This is a genomic window from Massilia sp. LjRoot122 (assembly GCF_964252725.1).
GTDB lineage: Bacteria > Pseudomonadota > Gammaproteobacteria > Burkholderiales > Burkholderiaceae_D > Telluria.
Genome location: NZ_CAXUPB020000001.1, coordinates 4,433,722 through 4,459,391, shown reverse-complemented (window position 1 = coordinate 4,459,391; position 25,670 = coordinate 4,433,722). Strand labels below are relative to the sequence as shown.

At 64.8% G+C, this 25,670-nt stretch carries 21 protein-coding genes; 14 read left to right on the top strand and 7 right to left on the bottom strand.

The window, feature by feature from the left end; translation table 11 throughout:
- The first annotated feature begins 3 nt into the window (after positions 1–3).
- The 7 genes from ACSQ25_RS19485 to ACSQ25_RS19455 all read left to right on the top strand — a co-directional run bounded on the left by ACSQ25_RS19485 (position 4) and on the right by ACSQ25_RS19455 (position 10,235).
- The gene (locus tag ACSQ25_RS19485; protein ID WP_436107316.1) at positions 4–2,382 is read left to right on the top strand and encodes an aldehyde dehydrogenase family protein; all 2,379 of its coding nucleotides are present in this window, start codon (positions 4–6) and stop codon (positions 2,380–2,382) included.
- Between the two features lie 127 nt (positions 2,383–2,509).
- Positions 2,510–3,832 (top strand): thymidine phosphorylase, encoded by a 1,323-nt coding sequence (gene deoA / locus ACSQ25_RS19480; RefSeq protein WP_436107315.1) that lies wholly within the window; start codon positions 2,510–2,512, stop codon positions 3,830–3,832.
- A 9-nt stretch (positions 3,833–3,841) separates the two neighbouring features.
- The gene (locus ACSQ25_RS19475) at positions 3,842–4,243 is read left to right on the top strand and encodes a cytidine deaminase (protein ID WP_436107314.1); all 402 of its coding nucleotides are present in this window, start codon (positions 3,842–3,844) and stop codon (positions 4,241–4,243) included.
- Positions 4,244–4,428: 185 nt separating this feature from the next.
- Positions 4,429–7,329: a type VI secretion system Vgr family protein gene (locus tag ACSQ25_RS19470; protein ID WP_436107313.1), complete on the top strand. Its 2,901-nt coding sequence runs from the start codon at positions 4,429–4,431 to the stop codon at positions 7,327–7,329.
- A 9-nt stretch (positions 7,330–7,338) separates the two neighbouring features.
- Positions 7,339–8,748, top strand: coding sequence for a hypothetical protein (locus ACSQ25_RS19465; protein WP_436107312.1), 1,410 nt, complete (start codon positions 7,339–7,341; stop codon positions 8,746–8,748).
- A 34-nt stretch (positions 8,749–8,782) separates the two neighbouring features.
- Entirely contained in the window at positions 8,783–9,472 is a 690-nt protein-coding gene (locus tag ACSQ25_RS19460) for a hypothetical protein (protein ID WP_436107311.1), read from the top strand.
- Between the two features lie 103 nt (positions 9,473–9,575).
- Entirely contained in the window at positions 9,576–10,235 is a 660-nt protein-coding gene (locus ACSQ25_RS19455; protein ID WP_436107310.1) for a DUF2076 domain-containing protein, read from the top strand.
- Between the two features lie 20 nt (positions 10,236–10,255).
- On the opposite strand, the gene ACSQ25_RS19450 is transcribed toward ACSQ25_RS19455, so the two are convergent.
- From ACSQ25_RS19450 to ACSQ25_RS19420, 7 genes are all read right to left on the bottom strand, one after another.
- Positions 10,256–11,017: a LytR/AlgR family response regulator transcription factor gene (locus ACSQ25_RS19450; RefSeq protein ID WP_436107309.1), complete on the bottom strand. Its 762-nt coding sequence runs from the start codon at positions 11,015–11,017 to the stop codon at positions 10,256–10,258.
- Entirely contained in the window at positions 11,017–11,916 is a 900-nt protein-coding gene (locus ACSQ25_RS19445) for a sensor histidine kinase (RefSeq protein WP_436107308.1), read from the bottom strand. The genes ACSQ25_RS19450 and ACSQ25_RS19445 overlap by 1 nt, the downstream gene beginning before the upstream one ends.
- 3 nt (positions 11,917–11,919) lie before the next feature.
- On the bottom strand, positions 11,920–12,171 hold the full coding sequence (locus tag ACSQ25_RS19440; protein WP_436107307.1) for a hypothetical protein: 252 nt from the start codon (positions 12,169–12,171) through the stop codon (positions 11,920–11,922).
- A 130-nt stretch (positions 12,172–12,301) separates the two neighbouring features.
- Positions 12,302–12,907, bottom strand: a complete 606-nt coding sequence (locus tag ACSQ25_RS19435) for an energy transducer TonB (protein ID WP_436107306.1) — start codon at positions 12,905–12,907, stop codon at positions 12,302–12,304.
- A gap of 11 nt (positions 12,908–12,918) precedes the next feature.
- Complete coding sequence (locus ACSQ25_RS19430; protein WP_436107305.1) at positions 12,919–13,482, bottom strand: GNAT family N-acetyltransferase; 564 nt, start codon at positions 13,480–13,482, stop codon at positions 12,919–12,921.
- Positions 13,483–13,509: 27 nt separating this feature from the next.
- On the bottom strand, positions 13,510–14,142 hold the full coding sequence (locus tag ACSQ25_RS19425) for a TetR/AcrR family transcriptional regulator (RefSeq protein WP_436107304.1): 633 nt from the start codon (positions 14,140–14,142) through the stop codon (positions 13,510–13,512).
- A 7-nt stretch (positions 14,143–14,149) separates the two neighbouring features.
- Positions 14,150–15,577 carry a PLP-dependent aminotransferase family protein gene (locus ACSQ25_RS19420; protein ID WP_436107303.1) on the bottom strand — a complete coding sequence of 476 codons (1,428 nt, stop codon included), beginning with the start codon at positions 15,575–15,577 and terminating at the stop codon, positions 14,150–14,152.
- 350 nt (positions 15,578–15,927) lie between these two features.
- Between ACSQ25_RS19420 and ACSQ25_RS19415 the strand changes: the two genes are divergently transcribed.
- From ACSQ25_RS19415 to ACSQ25_RS19385, 7 genes are all read left to right on the top strand, one after another.
- On the top strand, positions 15,928–17,244 hold the full coding sequence (locus tag ACSQ25_RS19415) for an aspartate aminotransferase family protein (RefSeq protein ID WP_436107302.1): 1,317 nt from the start codon (positions 15,928–15,930) through the stop codon (positions 17,242–17,244).
- Positions 17,245–17,248: 4 nt separating this feature from the next.
- Positions 17,249–18,742 (top strand): CoA-acylating methylmalonate-semialdehyde dehydrogenase, encoded by a 1,494-nt coding sequence (locus ACSQ25_RS19410; protein ID WP_436107301.1) that lies wholly within the window; start codon positions 17,249–17,251, stop codon positions 18,740–18,742.
- A 38-nt stretch (positions 18,743–18,780) separates the two neighbouring features.
- On the top strand, positions 18,781–20,157 hold the full coding sequence (locus tag ACSQ25_RS19405) for an NAD(P)-dependent oxidoreductase (RefSeq protein WP_436107300.1): 1,377 nt from the start codon (positions 18,781–18,783) through the stop codon (positions 20,155–20,157).
- Positions 20,145–21,425 (top strand): NAD-dependent dihydropyrimidine dehydrogenase subunit PreA, encoded by a 1,281-nt coding sequence (gene preA, locus ACSQ25_RS19400; protein WP_436107299.1) that lies wholly within the window; start codon positions 20,145–20,147, stop codon positions 21,423–21,425. The genes ACSQ25_RS19405 and preA overlap by 13 nt, the downstream gene beginning before the upstream one ends.
- Positions 21,426–21,496: 71 nt before the next feature.
- The gene (locus ACSQ25_RS19395; protein WP_436107298.1) at positions 21,497–22,999 is read left to right on the top strand and encodes an NCS1 family nucleobase:cation symporter-1; all 1,503 of its coding nucleotides are present in this window, start codon (positions 21,497–21,499) and stop codon (positions 22,997–22,999) included.
- A gap of 11 nt (positions 23,000–23,010) precedes the next feature.
- Positions 23,011–24,402, top strand: a complete 1,392-nt coding sequence (gene hydA, locus ACSQ25_RS19390; protein ID WP_436107297.1) for a dihydropyrimidinase — start codon at positions 23,011–23,013, stop codon at positions 24,400–24,402.
- An 11-nt stretch (positions 24,403–24,413) separates the two neighbouring features.
- On the top strand, positions 24,414–25,652 hold the full coding sequence (locus tag ACSQ25_RS19385; RefSeq protein WP_436107296.1) for a Zn-dependent hydrolase: 1,239 nt from the start codon (positions 24,414–24,416) through the stop codon (positions 25,650–25,652).
- Positions 25,653–25,670: the final 18 nt, after the last annotated feature.

Below are 25,670 nucleotides of genomic sequence, written 5' to 3'. Positions count from 1 at the left end.
GTCATGCCAACTATTAAAGAGATTCTTCAGACTATGGATTACGGCCCCGCACCAGAAAGCACCAAGGAAGCAAATGCGTGGCTGGATCAGCATGGACGCCGTTTTGGCCTGTTCATCGACGGCGCGTGGACCGACGCCGCAAGCACCTTCGCCACCAGCAACCCGGCCGACGCCAGCGAGCTGGCCCAGGTGACGCAAGCAAGCGCGGACGACGTCGAGCGCGCCGTGCAGGCCGCGCGCCGCGCCCAGCCGGGCTGGGTGGCCATGGGCGGCCATGGCCGCGCGCGCGTCATGTACGCACTGGCGCGCCTGCTGCAGAAGCACTCGCGCCTGTTCGCGGTGCTCGAGACCCTGGACAACGGCAAGACCATCCGCGAAACCCGCGATGCCGACCTGCCGCTGGCCGCACGCCACTTCTACCACCACGCCGGCTGGGCCCAGCTGCAGTCGGAAGAATTCGCCGACTACCGCGCCGTGGGCGTGGTCGGCCAGATCGTGCCGTGGAACTTCCCGCTCCTGATGTTGGCATGGAAGATCGCCCCGGCCCTGGCCGCCGGTAACACCGTCGTGTTCAAGCCGGCCGAGTTCACGCCGCTGACCGCGCTGCTGTTCGCCGAGATCTGCCAGCAGGCCGGCGTGCCGGCCGGCGTGGTCAACATCGTCACCGGCGACGGCGCCGTGGGCGAAGCCATCGTCAATCACCCGGGCATCGACAAGCTGGCCTTCACCGGCTCGACCGAAGTCGGCCGCATCATCCGCAAGGCCACCGCCGGCACCGGCAAGAAGCTGTCGCTGGAACTGGGCGGCAAGTCGCCCTTCATCGTGTTCGACGATGCCGACCTCGATGCAGCCGTGGAAGGCCTGGTCGACTCGATCTGGTTCAACCAGGGCCAGGTCTGCTGCGCCGGCTCGCGCCTGCTGGTGCAGGAATCGGTCTACGACCGCTTCATCGCCAAGGTGAAGGCACGCATGCAGAACCTGCGCGTCGGCTCGCCGCTGGATAAATCGAACGACATCGGCGCGCTGGTCGACCCGATCCAGCAGCAGCGCATCCACGCGCTGGTGGAATCGGCACGCACCGAGGGCTGCGAAGTCTGGCAGCCGGCCTGCGAAGCCCCGACCGCGGGCTCGTGGTACCTGCCGACCCTGATCACCGGCGCCTCGACCTCGGCCGCCGTCGCCCAGGCTGAAATCTTCGGCCCGGTGCTGGTGGCGATGAGCTTCCGCACCCCGAGCGAAGCCGTGCAGCTGGCGAACAACACCGTCTACGGCCTGGCCGCCTGCGTGTGGTCGGAATCGATCTCGCTGGCGCTGGACGTGGCGCCGCAGATCAAGGCCGGCGTGGTGTGGATCAACACCGCCAACCAGTTCGACGCAGCCTGCGGCTTCGGCGGCTACAAGGAATCGGGCTTCGGCCGCGAAGGCGGCAAGGAGGGCATGTACGAGTACCTGACCCCGCTGTCGGAAGATGCACGTCCGGCCGCGCCGGTGGCGCCTGAAAAAGGCCGTGTGAAAGCGTCGGAAGAGGGCAGTCCGTTCGCCGTCGACCGCACCGCCAAGCTCTACATCGGCGGCAAGCAGGCACGCCCGGACGGCGCCTACAGCCGCGCGATCAACGGCGCCAACGGCGCCTTCCTGGCCGACGTCGGCGAAGGCAACCGCAAGGACATCCGCAACGCCGTGGAAGCGGCGCACAAGGCGGCCGGCTGGTCGAAAGCGACCGCGCACAACCGCGCGCAGGTGCTGTATTACATGGCCGAGAACCTGGCGATCCGCGCCGACGAATTCGCCCAGCGCATCGCCGCGCAGACCGGTTCGAAGGACGCCGCACGTGAAGTGCAGGCCTCGATCGAGCGCCTGTTCTACTGGGCCGCATGGTGCGACAAGTACGACGGCCAGGCCCACCAGCCGCCGATGCACGGCATCACCGTGGCGCTGAACGAACCGGTCGGCGTGATCGGCATCATCTGCCCGAACGAGAACCCGCTGCTGGGCTTCATCTCGCTGGTCGCTCCGGCGCTGGCCTTGGGCAACCGCGTGGTGGCAGTGCCGTCGGAAGCGCACCCGCTCTCGGCCACCGACCTGTACCAGGTGCTGGACACCTCCGACCTGCCGGGCGGCGCGCTGAACATCGTGACCGGCTCCGCGTCGGAACTGGCGCGCACGCTGGCCTCGCACTCGGACGTGGATGCCGTATGGCGCCACGACGGTTCGCTCGAGGGCTGTGCGGAAGTCGAGCGCCTGTCGGCGGAGTCGCTGAAGCGCACCTGGGTCGGCGGCGCCAAGGGCCGTGACTGGTTCGACGCCAAGCAGGCTTGCGGCCGAACGGTGCTGCAGCATGCGAGCCAGGTCAAAAACGTCTGGATTCCGTACGGCGTTTAATACCAACAGCTTATAAACCGTCATTCCCGCGGAGGCGGGAATCCAAGTTCTGCCAGCGTCACGCGAACAAATTGGATTCCCGCCTGCGCGGGAATGACGTTTTTGAGATAACACTTAAGGAAGCATCATGTTCCTCCCCCAAGAAATCGTCCGCAAAAAGCGTGACGGCGGCGTCCTCAGTGCCGAAGAGATCCAGTTCTTCGTGCGCGGCATCCCGGACGGCAGCACCACCGAAGGCCAGATCGCCGCACTCGCGATGGCCGTCTACTTCAACGACATGAACATGGACGAACGCGTCGCCTTTACGCTGGCGATGCGCGATTCCGGCCTGGTCATGGAATGGAAATCCCTGGACCTGCCGGGTCCCGTGGTCGACAAGCACTCGACCGGCGGCGTCGGCGACGTGGTCTCGCTCATGCTCGGCCCGATGATCGCGGCCTGCGGCGGCTACGTGCCGATGATCTCGGGCCGCGGCCTGGGCCACACCGGCGGCACCCTCGATAAATTCGATTCGATCCCGGGCTACAGCACCGTGCCAGACCCGGACAAGTTCCGCCAGGTCGTCAAGGACGTGGGCGTGGCCATCATCGGCCAGACCGCCCAGCTGGCGCCGGCCGACAAGCGCTTCTACAGCATCCGCGACACCACGGCGACCGTGGAATCGGTGGCCATGATCACCGGCTCGATCCTGTCGAAGAAGCTGGCCGCCGGCCTCGATGCGCTGGTGATGGACGTGAAAGTCGGCAGCGGGGCCTTCATGCCGACCTACGAGAAATCGGTGGAGCTCGCCGAGAGCATCGTCCACGTCGGCAACGGCGCGGGCACCCGCACTTCGGCCATCCTGACCGGCATGAACGAGTCGCTGTGCCACGCGGCCGGCAACGCCGTCGAAGTGCGCGTCGCGATCGACTACCTGACGGGTAAATCGCGCCCGGCGCGCCTGCACGAAGTGACGATGGCGCTGTGCGCCGAGATGCTGGTCATCTCGGGCATCGCTGCCAATGATGGCGAGGCGCGCGCCAAGCTGCAGGCGGCACTCGATTCCGGCGAAGCGGCCGAGCGTTTCGCACGCATGGTCACGGCCCTGGGCGGTCCGGCCGACCTGATGGACAAGCCGGATGCGCACCTGGAGACCGCACCGGTGATCGTGCCGGTACCGGCGCTGCAGCCGGGCTACGCGAGCTCGGTCGATACCCGTGGTTTGGGCCTGGCCGTGGTGGCATTGGGCGGTGGCCGCGTGCGTCCGCAGGATTCGATCGACTTCGCCGTCGGCCTCACCAATCTGGTGGAACTGGGCGACACGATCGCGGTCGGACAGCCGCTGGCGATGGTCCATGCACGTACCAGGGACGCCGCCGAGCAGGCGGTACGCCAGGTGCAGGCGGCCTACCAGATCGGCGCCGACAAGCCGGTGGCCGAACCGATGATCTACAAGACCATTCGTCCTTAAGGAACCGGCATGAAGTACGCAAAACTGATCGACGAAGCCCGCGCCGCGCGCGAACTGGCCTACACCCCGTACTCGAAGTTCCAGGTCGGCGCCGCGCTGGAGTGCAAGGACGGCCGCATCTTCCGCGGCTGTAACGTGGAAAACGCCTCCTACGGCCTGTGCAACTGCGCCGAGCGCACCGCCTTCTTCAGCGCCATCGCGCACGGCTACAAGCCGGGCGATTTCAGCGCGCTGGCCGTGATCGGCCAGACCGACGGCCCGATCGCCCCCTGCGGCGCCTGCCGCCAGGTGATCCTGGAACTGGGCGGCAATGCACTGCCGGTGGTGCTGACCAACCTGAAGGGCGACGTGTTCGAGACCACGGCGGCCGAGCAGCTGCCGAATGCCTTTGGCGGCAGGGACCTGAACTAGCAAGTCCCAGGTTCAAACCTGACACGAAGCGCTGCACGCGGAAACGCGGCAGCGCTTTTTTATTGCTTCGGATTATTCTGAATACGGCTTGCAAGGCTCGCATGCCTGATCCTTCTCAAGAGCAACATCTCGATCCCAACGTGTAATCGCAGGAATCACTGTGCACTGCACGAAGGGAGGAGCCGATGTCAGCACATGACACCAGCCTGTTTGCTTCATTCACGCGCTTCACCCAGGACACGCGCCTGATCCGCCTGCACACGGCCCTCGGCGAGGACTTGGTGGCGGAATGCGTCCACGGCGAGGAAGCCATCAGCAGGGGCTACTGTTTCCGCATCGATGCGCTGTCGACCGATGCCCATGTATCCTTGCGCACGCTGGTCGGGCAGCCCGCGCTGGTGCAGCTCCTGACCGCCGAGAGCCATGCCGCGCTGCGTCCCTTCCACGGCTACATCACCGCGGCCGAGATGACGGGCGCGAACGGCGGCTTCGCGCGCTACGTCCTCACCATCGAACCCTGGAGCCAGTTCCTGTCGCTGGGCAGGGACAGCCGGATCTTCCAGGACATGAGCGTGTTCGACATCCTGGACGTGGTCTTCGGCGGCTACGCGGGACGCGGCAGGATTGCGCCCGCATGGCGCTTCGAACTCGCCGACCGCCCCATCTATCCGAAGCGCAGCCTCACCACCCAGTACCAGGAAAGCGATCTCGCCTTCGTCGAAAGGCTGATGCACGAGGAAGGCCTGTTCTACTTCTTCGAGCACAGCGGCGCACCAGGCAGCGCCTCGCTGGGAAGCCATACCATGGTCGTCGCGGACCACAACGGGGCGTTCACGCCGAATGTCCAGTCTTCCGTCGAGTTCACCCGGCCCGGTGCGGTCATGGAGGCCGACAGCATCGACCGCTGGCGCAGCGAAGTGCGCCTGTCGACCAATGCCATCGAGATGGGCAGCTGGGACTACCGCAGCGCGCGCCGGCGCCAGGTGTCGGCAGGGGGAGCGGCCGAGGTATTGTTGTGCAGCCGCGATTGCCCGGGCCTCTACGCGTGGGAGGACCGTGAGCAGGGCGAGCGCATGGCGGGCAAGCAGATCGACGCGATCGAGGCGGCCCGGCGGATCCACATCGGCGCGGGGACCGTACGCACGTTCGGAGCGGGCACCACCTTCACCCTGCACGGCCACGCGGAGTTCGACCGGGCCGACCGCGACGACGATCGCACTTTCCTCATCCTGCGCACGGTGCACCTGATGCACAACAACCTGAGCGCGGAGATGCTCGACGGGGTCGCCAAGCTCCTGGGGCAGGGCGCCGTGGCGCGGGCGGGGGCGGGAGAGCCGATGTTGAAGGCGCTGCGGCCCGGCGCTGAGCGGCCGCTGTACCGCAACCGGATCGACGCGATCCTGGCGAGCCTGCCTTACCGCAGCAGCGCGACCGACGGACATGGCCAGCTTCTGCATCCGCGTCCGACGGTGCACGGCCAGCAGACTGCGATCGTGGTCGGCCCGCCGGGCGCGGTGATCCACACGGACCGGGACCACCGCATCAAGCTGCAGTTTCACTGGCAGCGCGGAGTTTCCAGCCACAGCCGTCTGGCGCATGCTTTTCCGGAAGGTCATACTGGTGCGCCTGGCGACGACACGGCCGGCACCTGGGTGCGCGTGGCGACGCCGATGGCAGGGGCGAACTGGGGCAGTAACATGCTGCCGCGCATCGGCCAGGAAGTGCTGGTCGATTTCCTCGAAGGCGATATCGACCGGCCTGTGGTGATCGGCAGCCTGTACAACGGCCGCGGGCAGATCGACGCCCAGCATAACCAGGTCGCACACGGGGCCGGGGCTGCGACCGGCAATGCGCCGCCATGGTTTCCCGGTGAAAGCGGCGGGCATGCGCATCCTGCTGTGCTGTCGGGCTTCAAGTCGCAGGCCATGCAGGCCAGCCAGGCTGGCAACGGCGCCTACAACCAGCTGGTGTTCGACGACACGCCGGGGCAGGCGCGCATCGGCTTGCAGCATCACGCGAAGCAGCATGACGGGGCTGCGGAACTGAATTTGGGGCACCTACGGCACCAGAGCGATAACGAACGCTTGCAGACCGTTAGCTTTGGTGCGGAGCTGAAAACGGCAAACAGCGCTGCGCTGCGGGCGGGGCAGGGGATGCTGTTGTCGACGGATGCGCGTAATGGTGGGCGCGGCAACCTGCTCGACTCGCGCGAGGCGGTGAGTCAGGTTGAAGAGAGTCACCAGTTGCAGGTTTCTATGGCGACGCTGGCGCAGAAGCACAACGCGAAACTGAAGGATGACGCTGGGCCGGAAGCGCTGGGGGCGATCAAGCAGATGGCGCACAGCGTTGACGTGCTCAACGCGACAGCGGGCTCGCCGCAGCCTGTGGAAGCGTACAGCGAGCCGCATTTGCAGCTGTCGAGTCCGGCGGGGATTGTTGCTACCACGCCGGCGGACGCGATGTTGTCGGCGGGGACGACGAGCAGCATCGTGGCGGGGCAGGACATCAATATGGTTGCGCAAGGGAGCATGTCCACGCTCGTCGCGGGTGGAATCAGCCTGTTCACGTATGGGAAGGCGACCAATAAGGAGAAGCCGAATCAGGAGGTGGGGATCAAGTTGCACGCGGCGAGCGGGAAGCTGAGCACCCAGAGTCAGTCGGGGCCGACGTCGCTGACAGCGGACAAGAAGGTCACGGTGGCGAGCGTTACCAAGTCGGTGTCGATTGCGGCGCCCAAGAAGCATGTATTGCTGACTGCGCAGGGGGCCTACATCAAGTTGGAGGGCGGGAACATTGAAGTACATGCGCCGGGGAATGTGGATTTCAAGGCATGCAAGAAGGAGCTGGCTGGGCCTGTGAGCGTCTCCAGTCCGGAGCTCGCCATGAAGGTATCTGAACTGAATATCAAGCGGGACCTCGAAATCGAGTACGTAGATGCGGACGGTAATGCCCTTACCGATGAGCCGATCAGCTTGAGATTTTATTCCGGCATAGAGAAGAAGGCAGTATTGGACGGCAGCGGTAAAGCCCTCATCAAGAATGCACCTCTAGGGCCATTCGGAGCTAAACAGCCACGACGCAAGTGAGGATAGGTGATGGGCGCGACGAAAGCAGGGACAGCATCGAAAGCGAAGGCGCAAGAGGTATGCATTGACTTGCCTGGCCAATATGTCGAGTGCTGGCGATCGAGCGAAAGCGTCAAGGTCATCTTGCGCAAGCATCGCGACGTCATCTTCGATATCAATCTGACGAAAGACGCAATCTATACCGTCGAGTCAAAATCAGAATTCTACAGCCCGCGAGAAAAGAAGTTATTGAAGAAGGCAAACTTTTTCGACGGCGAGAGATTTCAGATCTGGGTCGGCCGGGATTTCAAAGGGTCTCTTATATTGACTGCGAATGGAGTGGTTCTAGGAAGATACAAGGTCGCTGAGCTTGATTCAACCAATTATGGTTCTGATCCCAAGGAAAAACCTGAGCCAGTCTTGATAGTTTTAGGTAGTAAAGAGTCGCACTTTTCTCCGGTCTGCTCGATTAGCGACCCTCTCAGCGTCAAGCAGAGTCATCTAGATATTTTCTCAATACTCCAGCCGAAATTGCCGATTTTGTCAACAGCAAGTAGCACACGGTTCGATTATTCATACTCTTCTGATGAACTGGAGGTGAGAGAGTACGTCGCGGTTGCAGAAGTTCAACCCGATGAGATTCGGCCCGAGGTATTGAAGAAGCTGGAAGGCGGATCGGTCAGCGGAAAGCCAAGCGAACTGTTTTCAGAGACGGTGCAGAAAAAACAGGATTCTCATCTGTATAAAGCACTGGTTGCTGCAGGCTCAGCCATCGCAGGTAATGAAGTTCTGACTAGCAACACATTTAAAGAAGGAGCCGGTTATATGCAGGAACACTTCCGGGAGCTCGATAAAGTCTTAATGACGATACGCGTTGAAAAAAAAGCGAAGGGTCAGTACAAAGCAATTTTCAAAGGTAAGCCGGTTTCAAAAGTCATTGCCGCGGCATTGCAAGGGAAAACGGCAAAGACTGTCCATCAAAATGTTCGCGCTGGGTCAAAAGCCGCAAGTTTCGTGGATGGTGGATTTGCCAGGAGCGGCAAGGCCGGATACGGTAGCATTCGCCGGATAATGCTGACTTCGGCGGAAAACTTCAAAGGTGGCGTGAAAATACAAATTATAGGAACAGTCGTCGATTTGTTTGTTGATGCAAACTCAGTATTTCTCGAAGAAAAAGGAAGTAAAGATCTTTCCGAATTTTTAGGGCGAGCCGGCGTCACGATCGTAAAAGCTGGCATGACTGCTGCGCTAGGCAGTGTATTTGCAGCGCTAGGGATGGCCGCGATAAGTGCAGGTGCAGCTGCACTAGGGCTAGCGGCCGTGCCAGTGGTGGCTGTTGTAGCCGTTGCAGTTCTGGGCTATATATTTGCCGCATCAATCATTGATGGTGTCGATGATGGATTTAAAATCAAGGAATCTGTAGCGAAACTTGCGCGCTAGAAAAATGTTGAATCATAGAGTCTCGAACATTTCGTTGTCGGCATTCATGTCTGCAGGTGGTACTGCAGGAGGTTATGCGATTACCTATAAATTGGCTGGATACGATGGAGCCCAGTCGTTCCTATGCTTTTGCGCGTATACTTTGGCGACTCTGCTGACAGTGCAAGCGATCCTTGGAATCAAAAGTGCGGTGCGGGCTGTCTATCTGGTTCTTTTCAATATATGTTTTATTCTCGGCATCGTCTGGTTCATGTTGTGCTTGATCTTGCCAATGTTCTGGATTCCGACAATCGACATGTCAGCAAAATTACTCTTGTCTGTGGCATCCGTAATACTCTGCTCTGTTAACATCTCGAAGGGAGTTGAATTGTTCAAGCTGAGATGGAATCGGGTGGGAGCGGAACTACTCTCCCGATACTATGACCAGAAGCACAGCGTTATCGAATGGAGTGATATGGTAGGAGGACTCCGAATGGCGGTCTCAATCTATATACCTGGAGTGCCGGAGAAGTTGAATTCGATTATTTCTGTTGCAGTCGTTCTTTCAATGATAGTAGGCCTGTCGCTTCGTAATGCTTTCCCACTGTTCAGTTTGTTCGCATGGGGAATTCCAATAGTGATTGTGGTTTCTTTAGTCGTGCAGATGATTGGCTTTGGTATCGGTCAGTTGTTGGTGCTGACTGCTCTTGAGAAAAAGGATCGAAATATCATTCGTCCCTTGTAGCGATCATTAACATAGTCCGCTCTACCATAAGCGGTGCGGTCTTGAAATCCGCGCCGCCCCCACAACATGCAGCTTTAACCACGTTTCGATGAGGAGCACCACCATGAGCCCATCCGATACCCAAAAGCTGCATGATTTCCTCGGCCAGCTCGTCCAGGCCCGAGACATCCAGAAAGACCCCGAAGCCGACGCGCTCATCCAGCGCGCGGTCGCGCAGCAACCCGACGCTGCCTACCTGCTGGTCCAGCGCGCCCTCTTGATGGAGCAAGCCCTGGACAGCGCAAGATCCCAGATCGCCGCACTGGAAAGCCAGCTACAGCAACAGCAGCGCCATGGCGGCGGATTCCTCGATCCCAACTCGTGGGGCCATCGCAGGCATGTCAGCCATCCGCAGGCCCACCACATGCACTACCAACACGCTGGTTCAGGGTCGATGGGCCAAGGCATGGGCGGCTTCCTGCGCGGAGGCGGAGGCGGGGGATTGCTGGGTTCGATCGCGGCAACGGCCGCCGGCGTGGCAGCAGGCAGCTTCCTCTTCCACGGCCTGGACAACCTGTTCCACGACCATGACGGCAACGGTGCGGCCCACTTGTTGGGCGGCGAAAACCAGGCGGGTAGCGATCTGTCGGGCAGCGCCCTGGCCGACCAGGCCGGCCTGAACGACATCGGCACCGGCGACGGCCTGCTCGGCGCCGAAGGCGGCATCGAAGGCAGCGGCGGCTTTTTCGATGGCGACGGTTCCGACGAAGGCCTGTTCGGCTGAGGCTCAGGCCAGTAGACGTATCACATCTGCTGGAACAGATGCCCGTGATTGCGGCTCACTTCCAGCTCGTCCGGGAAGCCGCGCAACCTGAGCATCTGCCGCCCGCGCACATCGCGGACCACTTCGGTGATCGCATCCACCCGCACCAGGGTCGAGCGGTGGATGCGCCAGAACTCGTCCGGGTCCAGCTCGTCCGCCAGTTCCTTGAGCGTCTTGCGGATCAGGAGTTGGGCGGTGGCGGTCTGCACGCAGGTGTACTTGTCGTCGGCCTGGAAGAACAGGATCTCGCGCGTGCTGACCATGCGCAGGCTGCCGCCCACTTGCGCCTGGATCCAGCGCAGGTAGCTCGGCTTGGCCGCTCCCCCTTGCTTCAGCAGCGTGCCCAGTTCGGCCAGTTGTGCGCCGATGTCCTGCGGTGAGCGGTGCAGGCGCGCGCGCAGGCGCTCGCAGGTGGTCTGCAGCCGTGCCGGCGTCACCGGTTTCAGCAGGTAGTCGATTGCCCCCTGTTCGAAGGCGTCCAGCGCATACTGATCATAGGCGGTCGCGAACACGATGTGGCAGCGGTCGTAGAGCTGGCGGGCGGCGTCGATGCCGCCCATGCCCGGCATGCGGATGTCGAGGAAGGCGATGTCCGGCTTGTGCTGCGCCGCCAGCTCCAGCGCCTCGGCGCCGTTGGCAGCTTCGGCGACCACGCGCAGCTCGGGCCAGGCTTCAAGCAGGCGCATGCGCAGCTGGTCGCGCATCGGCGCCTCGTCGTCGGCGATCAGGGCGGTCACCGTCATCAGTCGAACTCCGTCATGCGGTAGGGCAGGCGGATCGAGGCGCAGGCGCCGCCGCCCGGTGGCATTTCGATTACCAGTTCCGCATCCTTGCCATACAGGAGGGCGAGCCGTTCACGGATGTTGGCCAGGCCCACGCCTTCGTCGGCATGCAGGTCGATCCCGACACCGTCGTCGCACACGTCCACGTGCAGCGTGGCGACTTCGACATGGGCGCGGATGGTGATGGTGCCGCCGGCCACCTTCGGCTCCAGCCCGTGCTTGATCGAGTTCTCGATCAGGGTCTGCAGCATCATCGGCGGGAAGGGCGCGCTGCCGAGGAAGTCGGGCACCTCGAAGCGCACAGCCAGGCGTTCCTTCATGCGCGCCTGCATGATTGCCAGGTAGGCGCGCGACAGTTCGACCTGCTTGCCGAGCGTGCCCTGCGTACCGCCTCCGCCTGCGCGCATCTGCGGCAGCGAGGAGCGCAGGTATTCGATCAGGTGGGCATGCACGCGTGCCGCTTCCTTCGGGTCGGTCTCGATCAGCTGGCCGATCAGCGCCAGCGTATTGAACAGGAAGTGCGGTTCGACCTGGGCCTGCAGCGTGGCCATCTGCGCTTCCATCAGGCGGCGCTCGAGCGTGGCCACGTTGGCCTTGTCGGCCGCTTCGCGGGCGGTGAGTTCGGCGCGGCGCTTGCCGCCGGCCAGCACCTTGACGCCGAAGGAGATCAGGATGAACCACACCGCCGGTTCGGTCAGCTGGAACGAAATGCCGAACACGAAGACGATGAACCAGGTTACGTACAGCTTGCGCCACTCGACCAGGGCCAGCCAGTCGAAGAAGCTCCACCACAGGGCGCTGGCTTCGCTGACGGCTTCGCGCACGAAGTCGACTGCACGGTTGATCGGGGCGGCGGTCATCGCTTACTCCACGATCTGGGCCGGGCGGCGGCCGAACAGGGCCGCGGCGACGAACTTCAGCAGCAGGAAGCAGACGAACAGGGTCAGCGCGAGCGGCACGATGCTCAGCACCAGTGCCAGGGCGATCGACACGGCCAGCAGCGATGGCCAGGACAGGGCGGCCAGGCTGCGGGCGCCGGAGCGTACGGCGCGGTTGGTCTGGCGGCCGATGGCTTTCATGTCGTCGATGAACGAATCGAAGCGGGAGGTTTTCATGCGTGCGTCCTTCGGTTGAGTTGATGGCGCCACTGTAAGTCCTGGACGCGAACCGCGCCATGGCGATCCGACGAACGGTCGAAATCCCGGTTCTGGCGGTAGCGTGGGGCGATAAGCGGAAGGCGCCGTCTTACTTTCGGGGTAGCTTCGCCGCTTCCTGCTGCATCAGGGCGAAGAGGGTGTCGCCGGGCCGTGTTGCGCAAGCGTCAATGGCGGCTGCCGCGACGGCGCTGCTGTTGCGCGCGTAGGGCATTTGCTGAGGACCAGGCAGCGTAAAGATGACCCTGTCCTGCAGCGCCTTCACTACCTCCATGTCGCCCGGCCTCTTCCAGGGGAAGGTGGCGCTGAACCAGGCCTTGTCGATATTGAAATCCGCGCAGGTTTTCTTCGGCAGGTCGGACGGGCGATCCTTGATAAAGCGGATCGTGACCAGTGTCTCGCTCCCCGCTGCGCCCTTCTTTGCCGGAGGGTAGGGATAGGAGCGTGCCAGGGCCAGTGCCGCATCGTCCAGTTCACGCGAGCGCGAGGACGTGCCGATGGCGGTGGCGGCAGCCTTGCCCTCGGCATTGACCGACACCCGCACCACCGCCCGTCCCTGTACGCCGCGCGCGGCGAGGCCGGCCGGGTAGGCGGCCTCGCCGGGGTAGACCAGGGTGTCGCCGATCATCATCTGCCCGCTGGGCAGTTGGAAGGCGGCCAGCATGAAAGCAGCGAGCAGCGCAGCGTGGGTGCTCATCGGTATCCGGTTCAGGTGCGCTCGCGCGCGTCCCAGTAGCGGCGCAGCAGGCCGTAGTTGATCGTATCGGCCATCTCGCCATGCACGAACCAGCGTTCCGGCATATAGCCTTCCTTGCGAAAACCCATCCGCTCCAGCACGGCGGCCGAAGCGCCGTTGCGTGGATCGATGTCGGCTTCGACGCGGTTCAGGCGCAGTTCATGGAAGCCGTAGTCGAGCGCCGCTTGCAGGGCTTCGGTGGCATAGCCTTTGCCCCAGTGCGGACTGCCGAGCGCGTAGCCCAGTTCGCAGCGGCGGTTTTGCGGGAAGAAGTGGTGCAGGTTGACGGTGCCGACCATGGCGCCGGTTTCCGCGAGCTCGATGCCGAAGCGGACCTCCGATTGTTCCCGGTAGCCGTCGAGCGCGCGTGCGATGGCGTTTTCCGCGAAGGCGATCGAGGTCCAGGGTTCGGCGCTCCAGTAACGTACCACGGCCGGGTCGGAGAATACCGCGAACAGGTCGGCCGCGTCGTCCGGCGCCAGGGGACGCAGGGTGAGCCGCTTCGTCGTGAGGGTGGGTGTGGGATAGCTGGACATGAAGGAAATGATAACACCGGCACGGCCTCAGCCTGCCGCGGCCACTGCCCGCACCACCATGTCGCCGATCAGGCGCTCGGCGTCCTCGAAGTCGTCTCCCGTGAGTTCGGGTTTGCCGAGCACCAGCGTCATCTGGGCCGCGAAGTCGGCGTACGACTGCGTCATGGCCCACAGTGCGAACAGCAGGTGGGTGGCGTCGACGCGGGCGATGCGTCCGTCCGCCATCCAGCGTTCGAATACCTCGATGTCGCGGCGCAGCAGCGGCACCACGCGTGCGCGGATCTGCTCGCCGTAGAACTTGGCGCCGCCGATGACTTCCATCGCATATACGCGCGAGGCCCAGGGCTGTTCGCGCGAGAAGCGCAGCTTGGCCGCTACGTATGCGCGCAGCACCTCGGCCGGTTCGGCCCCGGCATCGGCCAGGTGGGCCATGCGCGCCAGCCAGTCGTCGAGCACCTCGTCGAGCACGCGTTCGTACAGGCCGTGCTTGGTCGGGAAGTAGTAGAGCAGGTTCTGCTTCGAGATGCCGGCCCTCTCGGCGACAGCGGCGATGCTGGTGCCTTCGAAACCGCATTCGGCGAACAGGCGGGTGGCGGCGGCCAGGATCGTGCCTTCCAGGCGGTCGCGCCGTTTGGCGCCGTCGGTAACGTGAATGTCCATGGTGTCCTCAGCGCTGTGTGCGCAGGAAGGCCAGCAGTTGCGGGTCGGCCGCATAGGCGGCATTGAAGCGGAACCAGATGCCTTGCGGTTCGCGCTGGGTGAAGAATTCGCCCGGTGCCAGCAGGATGCCGGCACGCAGGGCGGCGTCGGCGATAGCCCGGCCGGTACGGCCGGGCGCCGTTGCCGCGTTCCAGCCGGCGCTGACGAACATGCCGCCGCGCGGGCGCGCCAGCGGCGCCATGCCGATGCCGTCCAGCGCCTCCAAGGTGCGCTCGCGTGCGTCGTCGAGCTGGGCCGCCAGGCGCTCGACCATGCGCCGGTAGCCGCGCGCGCTGGTGGCGTGGAAGACCGCGCGCTCGTTGATCTCGGAAGTCGTCAGGCCTGCCACCATCTTCACACGCAGCAGTTCCGGCACCAGCGAACGCGAGGCGCACAGGGAGCCGACGCGCAGCACCGGCGACAGGGTCTTCGAAAAACTGCCGACCCGGATCACGCGGCGCAAGCCGTCCATCGCCGCCAGCGAGGCCTCACCCGGCGCGGCCAGTTCGCGGTAGATGTCGTCCTCCACCAGCCAGAAATCGAACTGCTCGGCCAGCGCCAGCAGGCGGTGCGCCTGGGCCTGCGACAGCGAGGTGCCGAGCGGATTCTGGAGCACGGTGTTGACGAACATGAGCTTCGGATGGAGCTGGGCGGCCTGGCGCGCCAGCTCGTCCAGGTCCAGCCCTGCCTCGCTGCGCCGGATGCCGACCGGGATGCAGCCGTGGTGGCGCACCAGGGCCAGCAGGTTGCTGTAGCCGGGATCTTCGACCAGCACCACGTCGCCGGGGCGGGTCAGTGTGCGCAGCACCAGGTCGAAGGCGTGGGTGGCGCCATTGGTGAGCAGGATCTGGTCGGGCTCGACGGGGAACAGTTCGCCCGACAGGGTGGTGGCCAGGTGCTGGCGCAGCGAGGGAAAGCCGAGCGGGTGGCCGTAGCCGCGCAGGCGGCTGGCCGGGATCTTCATCGCATGGCGCACGGCATCGAGGATGGTGTTCTCGCCATACCACTCGGGCGGCAGCCAGCCGGCGCCCACCGGCAGCGCTTCGCCCTGCCCACTGTAGAGGTCGGGGGCAAGGACGTCGATCTCGGATTGCAGGCCGGGCTGGGAGGGAACAGGGGCGCTGGGCGCCTGCGACAGGCTGCGTGCGACGAAGAATCCGGAACCGCGGCGGGAGGACAGCAGTCCCAGCTGGTGCAAGCGCTCGTAGGCTTCCACCACGGTGAATGTGCTGACGCCATTGCACTTTGCGAATTGTCTAACCGATGGCATTTTCGTACCGGCACTGAGCTGGCGCTCGTTTACCATCGCCGAGATAGCGCCGACGATCTGGTCGACCAGGCTCCCGCGCCCCTTCCTGTCGATGGCGAGCAGGGGCCAAGCCGCAGCGGATGCCATACTGGACGCCAATCGCAAGGTTTCAGAAGGAATGACCTCTGTTAACACAGCTTCTTCCATCGCCACTACTCCACTCACGGGGTTGGGGCACCTCGGAAAACCTGCTGCGCGTTGCACTGGCGGTCTGCGATGCTCGCTGTACTACTCGTACAGCTGCGCTTCTCGACCACCATTGCTGCCGCTCGCGACGGTTTTTCGAGGCGCCCGAAACTGTACAGGCCGTGTGACCTGTACGGTTGGTCGGTTTTGCCCTTGGTGTATCTGTGCCGGTGTTGCCTTGCTGACTATTATTGATCAATATTTTGCCAACTGGTAAAAATTTTTCGCCGTCATGGCGGGGAGAGAGACGGATGAACGAGTCCATGCCCAAGTCGATGTCCGCATTCTGGATGCCCTTCACCAATAACCGCGATTTCAAGGCCAATCCGCGCCTGCTGGTGTCGGCCGAGGGGATGTATTACAAGGATGTGGACGGCAATAGCGTGCTCGACGGCACCGCCGGCCTCTGGTGCGTGCCCTGCGGCCACGCCCAGCCGCGCATCACGCAAGCCGTCAGCGAGATGGTCGGCCAGCTCGACTTCGCACCCACCTTCCAGATGGGCCACCCGGCCGCCTTCGACCTGGCCGAGCAGCTGATGGACTACACCGGCCACAAGTTCGGCCACGTGTTCTATACGAATTCCGGTTCGGAAGCGGTGGATACCGCGCTGAAGATGGCGCTGGCCTACCACCGGGCGCGCGGCGAGGGCGGGCGCACGCGCCTGATTGGCCGCGAGCGCGGCTACCACGGCGTCGGCTTCGGCGGCCTGTCGGTGGGCGGCATCGGCAACAACCGCAAGAGCTTCGGTCCACTGCTGCCGGGCGTCGATCACCTGCCGCACACGCACAACCTGCTGAAGAATGCCTTTTCGCGCGGCGAGCCGGACTTCGGCGCGGAGCTGGCCGACGAGCTGGAGCGCCTGGTCACCCTGCACGACGCCTCCACCATCGCGGCGGTGATCATCGAGCCGGTATCCGGCTCCACCGGCGTGCTGGTGCCGCCCAAGGGCTACCTCAAGCGACTGCGCGAGATCTGCGACAAGCACGGCATCCTGCTGATCTTCGACGAAGTCATCACCGGCTTCGGCCGCCTGTGCACGCCCTTCGCGAGCGACTATTTCGGCGTCGAGCCGGACATGATGACCACGGCGAAGGGCCTGACCAACGGCGTGGTGCCGATGGGCGCGGTATTCTCCAAGCGCTTCATCCACGACGCCTTCATGGAGGCGCCGGCCGGCATCGAGCTGTTCCACGGCTATACCTACTCGGGTCACCCGCTGGCCTGTGCCGCCGCAATCGCCACCCTCGACGTATTCCGCGAACAGGGCATCATCGAGAACGCGACAGCGATGCAGTCCTACTTCGAGGATGCGCTGCATTCGCTGCGCGGCCTGCCGCACGTGATCGACCTGCGCTCGATCGGCCTGGTGGCGGGCATCGAACTCGAACCGATCGCCGGCAAGCCCGGCGCGCGCGCCTACAGCGCCTTCAAGAAGGCGTTCGCGGACGGCATCCTGATCCGTGTGACGGGCGACATCATCGCGCTGTCGCCGCCGCTCATCCTGAACAAGCAGCACATCGACGAACTGTTCGGCAAGCTTGCCAACGTATTGAAAAACCTGGACTAAAGACATGACCATCATTTCGCATTTCATCAACGGCGAACTGGCGCACGCCGAGGGCACGCGCCAGGCCGACGTCTACAACCCGGCACGCGGCGAGCCCTGCGCGCGCGTGGCGCTGGCCGAGCCGCGCGACGTCGATGCCGCAGTGGGCGCCGCCCTGAAGGCCTTTCCGGCCTGGGCGGCTACGCCGCCGCTGGCGCGCGCGCGCGTCCTGTTCAAGTACCTGCAGCTGTGCCAGCAGCATACCGACGACTTCGCCGCCATGGTCGTGCGCGAGCACGGCAAGACCTTCGCCGATGCCCAGGGCGAGGTCGCACGCGGCATCGAGGTGGTGGAATTCGCGGTCGGCATCCCGCAGATGCTCAAGGGCGAATTCACCGACCAGATCGCGCGCGGCATCGATGCCTGGTCGATGCGCCAGCCGCTCGGCGTCGTCGCCGGCATCACGCCCTTCAACTTCCCGGTGATGGTGCCGATGTGGATGTTCCCGGTCGCGATCGCCTGCGGCAATACCTTCGTGCTGAAGCCCTCGGAACGCGACCCTTCGCCCTCGCTGCTGCATGCCCGGCTGCTGAAGGAAGCTGGCCTGCCGGACGGCGTGTTCAACGTGGTCCAGGGTGACAAGGTGGCGGTCGATGCGCTGCTCGACCATCCCGACATCCAGGCCATCAGTTTCGTCGGTTCGACCCCGATCGCCGAATACATCTATTCGCGCGGCTCGGCCAAGGGCAAGCGCGTGCAGGCCCTGGGTGGCGCCAAGAACCACATGGTGGTGATGCCGGATGCCGACATGGACATGGCGGTCGATGCGCTGATCGGCGCCGCCTACGGCTCGGCCGGCGAGCGCTGCATGGCGATCTCGGTCGCGGTGGCGATCGGCGACGCCGGCGACAAACTGGTTGCGGCGCTGGCCGAGCGCACTGCGAAGCTCAAGATCAACGATGGCATGGCCGAAGGCGCCGAAATGGGGCCGGTGGTGACCAGCGCCGCCAAGGAGCGCATCGAACGCCTGATCGGCCAGGGCGTGGAGCAGGGCGCGACACTGGTGGTCGACGGCCGCGGCTACCGCGTGGACGGCTGCCCGAACGGCTTCTTCGTGGGCGGCACCCTGTTCGACCACGTCACGCCCGACATGAGCATCTACCAGGAAGAGATCTTCGGCCCGGTGCTGTGCGTGGTGCGCCTGCCGGACGTGGGGCGCGCGGTGGAACTCATCAACGCCAACGAGTATGGCAACGGCGTTGCCATCTTCACGCGCGACGGCGGCGTGGCGCGCGAATTCGTGCGCCAGATCGAGGTCGGCATGGTGGGCGTGAACGTGCCGTTGCCGGTGCCGATGGCCTTCAACAGCTTCGGCGGCTGGAAGCGCAGCCTGTTCGGCGACCACCACGCCTATGGTCCCGAAGGCGTGCGCTTCTATACGCGCCACAAGGCGGTGATGGAGCGCTGGCCCAACACTGCCTCCAGCGGGCCGCAGTTCGCCTTCCCGCAGATGAAGTAAAGCACGCGGCGTCGATTCAAAAACAAGAAGGGATGCACATGATCGAGTCACTCCAGCACCTGCCGCCCGCGGCAGGCTCGAACGGCGAGCTTGCCGCGCAGTTCACCGACCTGGCCCCGCCGCTCACGGCGCGCCAGGCCGCCGTCGAGGCGGCGCGCTGCCTGTACTGCTACGACGCCCCCTGCATGAATGCCTGCCCGACCGGGATCGACGTCGCCAGCTTCATCAAGAACATCCACGATGGGAACGTCGCCGGCGCCGCCCATGGCATCTTGAAGGCGAACATTTTTGGGGGCAGCTGCGCCCGCGTGTGCCCGACCGAGATCCTGTGCGAGGATTCCTGTGTGCGCAACAACCCGGCCGAGCGCGAGCCGGTGCGCATCGGCCTGCTGCAGCGCTACGCGATCGACAATGCCGGTTTTACCCACCATCCCTTCCAGCGCGCGCCCTCCACCGGCAAGGTGATCGCCGTGGTCGGCGCCGGCCCGGCCGGCCTGTCCTGCGCCCACCGCCTCGCCATGCTGGGCAACGACGTGGTGGTCTATGAAGCGCGCCCGAAGGCCGGTGGCCTCAACGAGTATGGCATTGCCAAATACAAGCTGCCGGGCGACTTCGCGCAGCAGGAGGTCGACTTCCTGCTGTCGATCGGCGGCATCCACATCGAACACGGCCGCAGACTGGGCGAGAACCTCAGCCTGGCCGAGCTGCACACGCGCTACGACGCGGTCTTCCTGGGCATCGGCTTGCAGGCCAGCCGCGCACTCGGGCTGCTAGGTGAAGACGCGCCGGGCCTGATGGCGGCGACCGACTACATCGCCGCGCTGCGCCAGGCCAGCGACCTGGCCAGCTTGCCGGTGCCGCGCCGGGCGGTCGTGATCGGCGCCGGTAACACCGCCATCGACATGGCGGTGCAGATCAAGCGCCTCGGCGCCGAGGACGTGACCCTGGTGTACCGCCGCGGCCTCGAGTCGATGAGCGCCACCGGCCACGAGATCGAGATCGCCAAGGCGAATTTCGTGCGCATCCGTACCTGGGCCGCGCCGCTCGAGGTCCTGCTCGACGACGCCGGCCGGGTGGCCGGCATGCGCTTCGAGCAGACCCGCATGGAAGAGGGCCGGCTGGTGCGCACCGGCGGCTTCATCGAGATCGCGGCCGATGCCGTGTTCAAGGCCATCGGCCAGGGCATGAGCGAAGAGGGCTTCAGCGAACCGCTGGCGCGTGAATTGTCGCGTGATGGCGAGCGTATCCGGATCGACAGCTGCTTCCGCACCGCGCTGCCGGGCATCTACGCGGGCGGGGACTGCGTCGCGCCGGGGCAGGACCTGACGGTGCAGGCGGTCCAGCACGGCAAGCTGGCCGCTTTGGCCATCCACGAAGACATCCAGGCAAAAACGGAGGCAGCATGGCCGACCTGAGCATCGAATTCTGCGGCATCAAGAGCCCGAACCCGTTCTGGCTGGCCTCCGCGCCGCCGACCGACAAGGCCTACAACGTCGTGCGTGCCTTCGAAGCAGGATGGGGCGGGGTGGTGTGGAAGACCTTGGGCGAGGATCCGCCGGCGGTCAACGTTTCGTCGCGCTACTCGGCCCATTACGGCAAGAACCGCGAGGTCATCGGCTTCAACAACATCGAGCTGATCACCGATCGCAGCCTGGAGATCAACCTGCGCGAGATCACCCAGGTCAAGAAGGACTGGCCCGACCGCGCCGTGATCGTCTCGCTGATGCTGCCCTGCGAGGAAGCGCCGTGGGCCGCGATCCTGCCGCTGGTCGAAGCCACCGGCGCCGACGGCATCGAACTGAACTTCGGCTGCCCGCACGGCATGCCCGAACGCGGCATGGGCGCCGCGGTGGGGCAGGTGCCCGACTACGTCAGGATGGTCACGGCCTGGTGCAAGAAGCACACGCGCCTGCCGGTCATCGTCAAGCTCACGCCGAACATCACCGACGTGCGCCAGCCGGCGCGGGCGGCGCTGGCCGGCGGCGCCGACGCCGTCTCGCTGATCAATACCGTCAACTCGATCACCCACCTCGACCTCGACCGCATGGTGGCCTTCCCGGTGGTGGGCGGGGCGAGCACCCACGGCGGTTATTGCGGTTCGGCGGTGAAGCCGATCGCGCTGAACATGGTGGCCGAGATCGCGCGCGACCCGCAGACCGCCGGCCTGCCGATCTCCGGCATCGGCGGCATCGGCAGCTGGCGCGACGCGGCCGAGTTCATCGCGCTGGGCGCCGGCAGCGTGCAGGTGTGCACGGCCGCGATGCTGCACGGCTTCCGCATCGTCGAGGAGATGAAGGACGGGCTGTCGCGCTGGATGGACAGCCAGGGCTACGCGAACATCGCGGCCTTCTCGGGCAAGGCGGTGCGCAATACCACCGACTGGAAATACCTGGACATGAACTACCAGGTGATCGCGCAGATCGACCAGGACAAGTGCATCAAGTGCGGCAAGTGCTACGTGGCCTGCGAGGACACCTCGCACCAGGCGATATCGCGCGCGATCGACGACCTGGGGTCGCGCCGCTACGAGGTGATTACCGCAGAGTGCGTGGGCTGCAACCTGTGCGAGATCACCTGTCCGGTCGAGGCCTGCATCACCATGGTGCCGCAGGAAAGCGGCAAGCCTTACATGAACTGGACGCAGGATCCGCGTAATCCGAGAGCGGAGCCGGTGGCAGTATAAGCCGCGCATCCGTACGTACGATTGCGCTACACTCGGTCGCATCATCTGCAACCGACGAGGAGAGTCCTTCCGTGACCACACAGCACAACGCAAGCCCCGAACTCTGGAACGCCGACCTGGCCCCGACCACGGCCGCGCAGCGCACCTGGCGCTGGTATCACTTTGCGGCGCTCTGGGTCGGCATGGTGATCAGCATTCCCGCCTACATGCTGGCGGCCAGCCTGATCGAAGGCGGGATGTCGGCCTGGCAGGCGGTGTCCACGGTGTTCCTCGCGAACGTGATCGTCCTGTTGCCGATGCTCCTGATCGGCCATGCCGGCACCAAATACGGGATTCCGTATGCGGTACTGGCGCGCGCATCGTTCGGCACCCGCGGCGCGCGCCTTCCCGCCCTGATGCGTGCGATCGTCGCCTGCGGCTGGTACGGCATCCAGACCTGGTTCGGCGGCAGCATGATCTACACGCTGCTTGGCGTCATGCTGGGCGCGCCGATCAGCGGCGAGAACCTTCCAGGCCTGGGGATCAACGCCGGCCAGCTGGCCTGCTTCCTGGGGTTCTGGGCGATCCAGATGTACTTCATCGTGCACGGCATGGAAGCGATCAGGAAGCTCGAGACCTATACCGCGCCGCTCAAGATCGCGATCTGCTTCCTGCTGCTGTGGTGGGTGTACGACAAGGTCGGCGGCTTCGGCCCGCTGCTCGACCAGCCCTCCGCTTTCGTCGAGGGCGGACCGAAGGCCGGCCTGTTCTGGGCGGTGTTCTGGCCCTCGCTGACCGCGATGATCGGCTACTGGGCCACGCTGGCGCTGAACATCCCCGACTTCACCCGGTTTGCGACCAGCCAGCGCGACCAGGTCGTCGGCCAGACGCTCGGCCTGCCGCTTCCGATGGGCCTGCTCGCCGCACTGGCCGTGACCGTCACCTCGGCCACCGTCGTCCTGTATGGCAAGGCGCTGTGGGATCCGGTCGACGTGGCCAGCCGCATGACGGGCGTGGCCGTGCTGGTGGCCCTGCTGATCCTCCTGATCGACACGGCCAGCGTCAACCTGGCCGCCAACCTGGTGGGCCCGGCCTACGATTTTTCGGCGCTGTCGCCGAAGCGCATCTCCTACCGCATCGGCGGCTACATCACCGCCGGCATCGCGCTGGCCATGATGCCGTGGAAGATACTCGAGACCACCCAGAACTACATCTTCATCTGGCTGACCGGATACTCGGCCCTGCTCGGGCCGATCGCCGGGATCATGATCGTCGATTACTACTTCATACGCAGGACGGAGCTCGACGTCGACCAGCTGTATCGCGAGGGCGGGGTCTACTCCTATCAGGGCGGCTGGAACATCGCGGCCATCGTGGCCTTTGCGGCCGGGGTGCTGCCCAACCTGCCCGGCTTCCTGAATGCGGCCTTGCCGAACAGCTTCCCGAACCTGGGCGAGGCCTTCAAGACCATCTATACCTATGCCTGGTTCGTCGGCGTCGTGATCGCGGCGATCGTGTATGGACTGATGATGAAGGGGCGCACGGCGCCGGCACCTCAAGCCGTGAATCACACCGCGAACAACTATCCAAGCTGAAGGGAGTGTCGATGACAACCTTGATCCGTGGCGGTACCGTCGTGAACGCCGACCGTGCCTTCCGCGCCGATGTGCTGTGTGTGGGCGACAAGATCGCGGCGGTGGGCGAGAACCTGGAGGCGCCCGCGAACGCGACGATCGTCGACGCCGGCGGCCAGTACGTGATGCCGGGCGGGATCGATACCCACACTCACATGCAGCTGCCCTTCATGGGCACCGTCACGGCCGACGATTTCTTCACCGGTACCGCGGCCGGCCTGGCGGGCGGCACGACCACCATCATGGACTTCGTGATCCCCGACCCGAAGCAGTCGCTGCTCGAAGCCTTCCACACCTGGCGCGGCTGGGCCCGGAAGTCGGCGGGCGACTACACCTTCCACGTGGCCGTCACCTGGTGGGACCCGTCGGTGCACGAAGAAATGGGTGTGCTGGTACGCGAGCATGGCGTGAACAGCTTCAAGCACTTCATGGCCTACAAAAACGCGATCATGGCCGACGACGAGACCCTGGTAAAAAGCTTCCGCCGCGCGCTCGAACTGGGCGCGATCCCGACCGTCCACGCCGAGAACGGCGAACTGGTCTACCAGTTGCAGCAGGAGCTGCTCGCGAAGGGCATCCGCGGCGCCGAAGCGCACCCGCTCTCGCGCCCGCCCGAGGTCGAAGCGGAAGCCGCCAACCGTGCGATCGCGATCGCCAACGTGCTCGGCACCCCGGTCTACATCGTGCACGTGTCCTGCGCCGAATCGCTGGAAGCCATCACGCGGGCGCGCGCCAAAGGCCAGCGCGTCTACGGCGAAGCGCTGGCCGGCCACCTCGTCATCGACGACAGCGTGTACCGCCACCCCGATCCCGCGTTCGCGCGCGCCCACGTCATGAGCCCGCCGTTCCGCAGCAGCCACCACCAGCAGGCGCTGTGGCAGGGCCTGCAGGGCGGGAACCTGCACACCACGGCGACCGACCACTGTACCTTCTGCGCCGAGCAGAAGGCGGCCGGCAAGGACGATTTCACCCGGATCCCGAACGGCTGCGGCGGCGTCGAGGAACGCATGGCCGTGGTCTGGGACGCCGGCGTGAACAGCGGCCTGCTCACGCCGATGGAATTCGTGCGCGTCACCTCGACCAATGCGGCCCAGATCTTCAACATGTACCCGCGCAAGGGCCTGGTCGCGGCCGGGGCCGATGCCGACATCGTGGTCTGGGACCCGAGCGGCACCCGTACCATCTCGGCCCAGACCCAGCATTCGAAAGGCGGCTTCAACGTCTTCGAAGGCCGCACCGTGCGCGGCGTTCCGACCCACACGGTGGCCGCCGGCAAGCTGGTGTTCGAGCGCGGCACGCTGCGCGCGGAAGCCGGTGCCGGACGCTACGTCGAACGTCCCGCTTTCACTGCAACCGCGGCCTGAGGAGAACCCGCATGAACGAACTGCGTATCAATGGCGACCGTCTGTGGAAGTCCCTGATGGACTTGGCCGCGATCGGTGCCACCGAAAAAGGCGGCGTCAAGCGCCTGGCCCTGACCGACCTCGATCGCCAGGGACGCGATCTGGTGGTGAAATGGGGACGCGAGGCCGGTCTGGAGGTCACGGTCGACCAGATCGGCAACGTGTTCATGCGGCGCGCAGGACGCAATGCTTCCTTGCCACCGATCGTCACCGGGAGCCACGTCGATACCCAGCCCACCGGCGGCAAGTTCGACGGCAATTACGGGGTGCTGGCCGGCCTGGAAGTGGTGCGCACCCTGAATGACTTGAAGATCCAGACCGAGGCGCCGATCGAGGTCGCATTCTGGACCAACGAGGAGGGCTCGCGCTTCGTGCCGGTGATGATGGGGTCGGGCGTGTTCTGCGGCGCCTTCAGCCTGGAGACGGCCTATGCGGCACGCGACGTGGAAGGCAAGAGCGTGCGCGAGGAACTGGAGCGCATCGGCTACCTGGGCGACGAGGTGCCGGGCCGGCACCCGATCGGTGCCTATTTCGAGACCCACATCGAACAGGGGCCGGTGCTGGAAGACGCCGACAAGGTGATCGGCGTGGTGCCGGCCGTGATGGGCCTGTCCTGGTATGACTGCACGGTCACCGGGATGGAAGCGCATGCGGGTCCGACCCCGATGGGCCTGCGCCGCGATGCCCTGCAGGTGGCCACCACCATCATGCAGGAGGTCGTGCAGATCGCCAAGCGCTACCCGCCCTACGGTCGCGGTACCGTGGGCATGGTCCAGGTGTTCCCGAACAGCCGCAACGTGATCCCGGGCCAGGTGAAGTTCAGCATCGACCTGCGTAACGTGAACGATGCGCTGCTCAACACCATGCACGAGGAGATGCTGGCCTTCGTCGCCAAGACCCGGCAGGACAGCGGCCTGGGCATCGAGGTCGAACGGGTGTCCTACTACCCGCCATGCCCCTTCCATCCCGATTGCGTGAACGCCGTGCGCGCGGCCACCGACAAGCTGGGCTATTCGACCATGGACGTGGTGTCGGGCGCCGGCCACGACGCCATCTATGCCGCGCGCGTCGCACCGGCGGGCATGATCTTCGTGCCCTGCAAGGACGGGATCAGCCACAACGAGATCGAGGATGCGCAACCGGCGCACCTGGAGGCGGGCTGCAACGTGCTGCTGCATGCCATGCTGGACAGGGCGGGCGTGGTGGTGTGAACCGTCGAGCGTGGCGAC

Excerpts from the sequence above, each read along its gene's own strand:
- ACSQ25_RS19485 (WP_436107316.1), top strand. The coding sequence starts at position 4 with ATGCCAACTATTAAAGAGATTCTTCAGACTATGGATTACGGCCCCGCA.
- deoA (WP_436107315.1), top strand. The coding sequence starts at position 2,510 with ATGTTCCTCCCCCAAGAAATCGTCCGCAAAAAGCGTGACGGCGGCGTC.
- ACSQ25_RS19475 (WP_436107314.1), top strand. The coding sequence starts at position 3,842 with ATGAAGTACGCAAAACTGATCGACGAAGCCCGCGCCGCGCGCGAACTG.
- ACSQ25_RS19470 (WP_436107313.1), top strand. The coding sequence starts at position 4,429 with ATGTCAGCACATGACACCAGCCTGTTTGCTTCATTCACGCGCTTCACC.
- ACSQ25_RS19465 (WP_436107312.1), top strand. The coding sequence starts at position 7,339 with ATGGGCGCGACGAAAGCAGGGACAGCATCGAAAGCGAAGGCGCAAGAG.
- ACSQ25_RS19455 (WP_436107310.1), top strand. The coding sequence starts at position 9,576 with ATGAGCCCATCCGATACCCAAAAGCTGCATGATTTCCTCGGCCAGCTC.
- ACSQ25_RS19450 (WP_436107309.1), bottom strand. The coding sequence starts at position 11,017 with ATGACGGTGACCGCCCTGATCGCCGACGACGAGGCGCCGATGCGCGAC.
- ACSQ25_RS19445 (WP_436107308.1), bottom strand. The coding sequence starts at position 11,916 with ATGACCGCCGCCCCGATCAACCGTGCAGTCGACTTCGTGCGCGAAGCC.
- ACSQ25_RS19440 (WP_436107307.1), bottom strand. The coding sequence starts at position 12,171 with ATGAAAACCTCCCGCTTCGATTCGTTCATCGACGACATGAAAGCCATC.
- ACSQ25_RS19435 (WP_436107306.1), bottom strand. The coding sequence starts at position 12,907 with ATGAGCACCCACGCTGCGCTGCTCGCTGCTTTCATGCTGGCCGCCTTC.
- ACSQ25_RS19430 (WP_436107305.1), bottom strand. The coding sequence starts at position 13,482 with ATGTCCAGCTATCCCACACCCACCCTCACGACGAAGCGGCTCACCCTG.
- ACSQ25_RS19425 (WP_436107304.1), bottom strand. The coding sequence starts at position 14,142 with ATGGACATTCACGTTACCGACGGCGCCAAACGGCGCGACCGCCTGGAA.
- ACSQ25_RS19420 (WP_436107303.1), bottom strand. The coding sequence starts at position 15,577 with ATGGCATCCGCTGCGGCTTGGCCCCTGCTCGCCATCGACAGGAAGGGG.
- ACSQ25_RS19415 (WP_436107302.1), top strand. The coding sequence starts at position 15,928 with ATGAACGAGTCCATGCCCAAGTCGATGTCCGCATTCTGGATGCCCTTC.
- ACSQ25_RS19410 (WP_436107301.1), top strand. The coding sequence starts at position 17,249 with ATGACCATCATTTCGCATTTCATCAACGGCGAACTGGCGCACGCCGAG.
- ACSQ25_RS19405 (WP_436107300.1), top strand. The coding sequence starts at position 18,781 with ATGATCGAGTCACTCCAGCACCTGCCGCCCGCGGCAGGCTCGAACGGC.
- preA (WP_436107299.1), top strand. The coding sequence starts at position 20,145 with ATGGCCGACCTGAGCATCGAATTCTGCGGCATCAAGAGCCCGAACCCG.
- hydA (WP_436107297.1), top strand. The coding sequence starts at position 23,011 with ATGACAACCTTGATCCGTGGCGGTACCGTCGTGAACGCCGACCGTGCC.
- ACSQ25_RS19385 (WP_436107296.1), top strand. The coding sequence starts at position 24,414 with ATGAACGAACTGCGTATCAATGGCGACCGTCTGTGGAAGTCCCTGATG.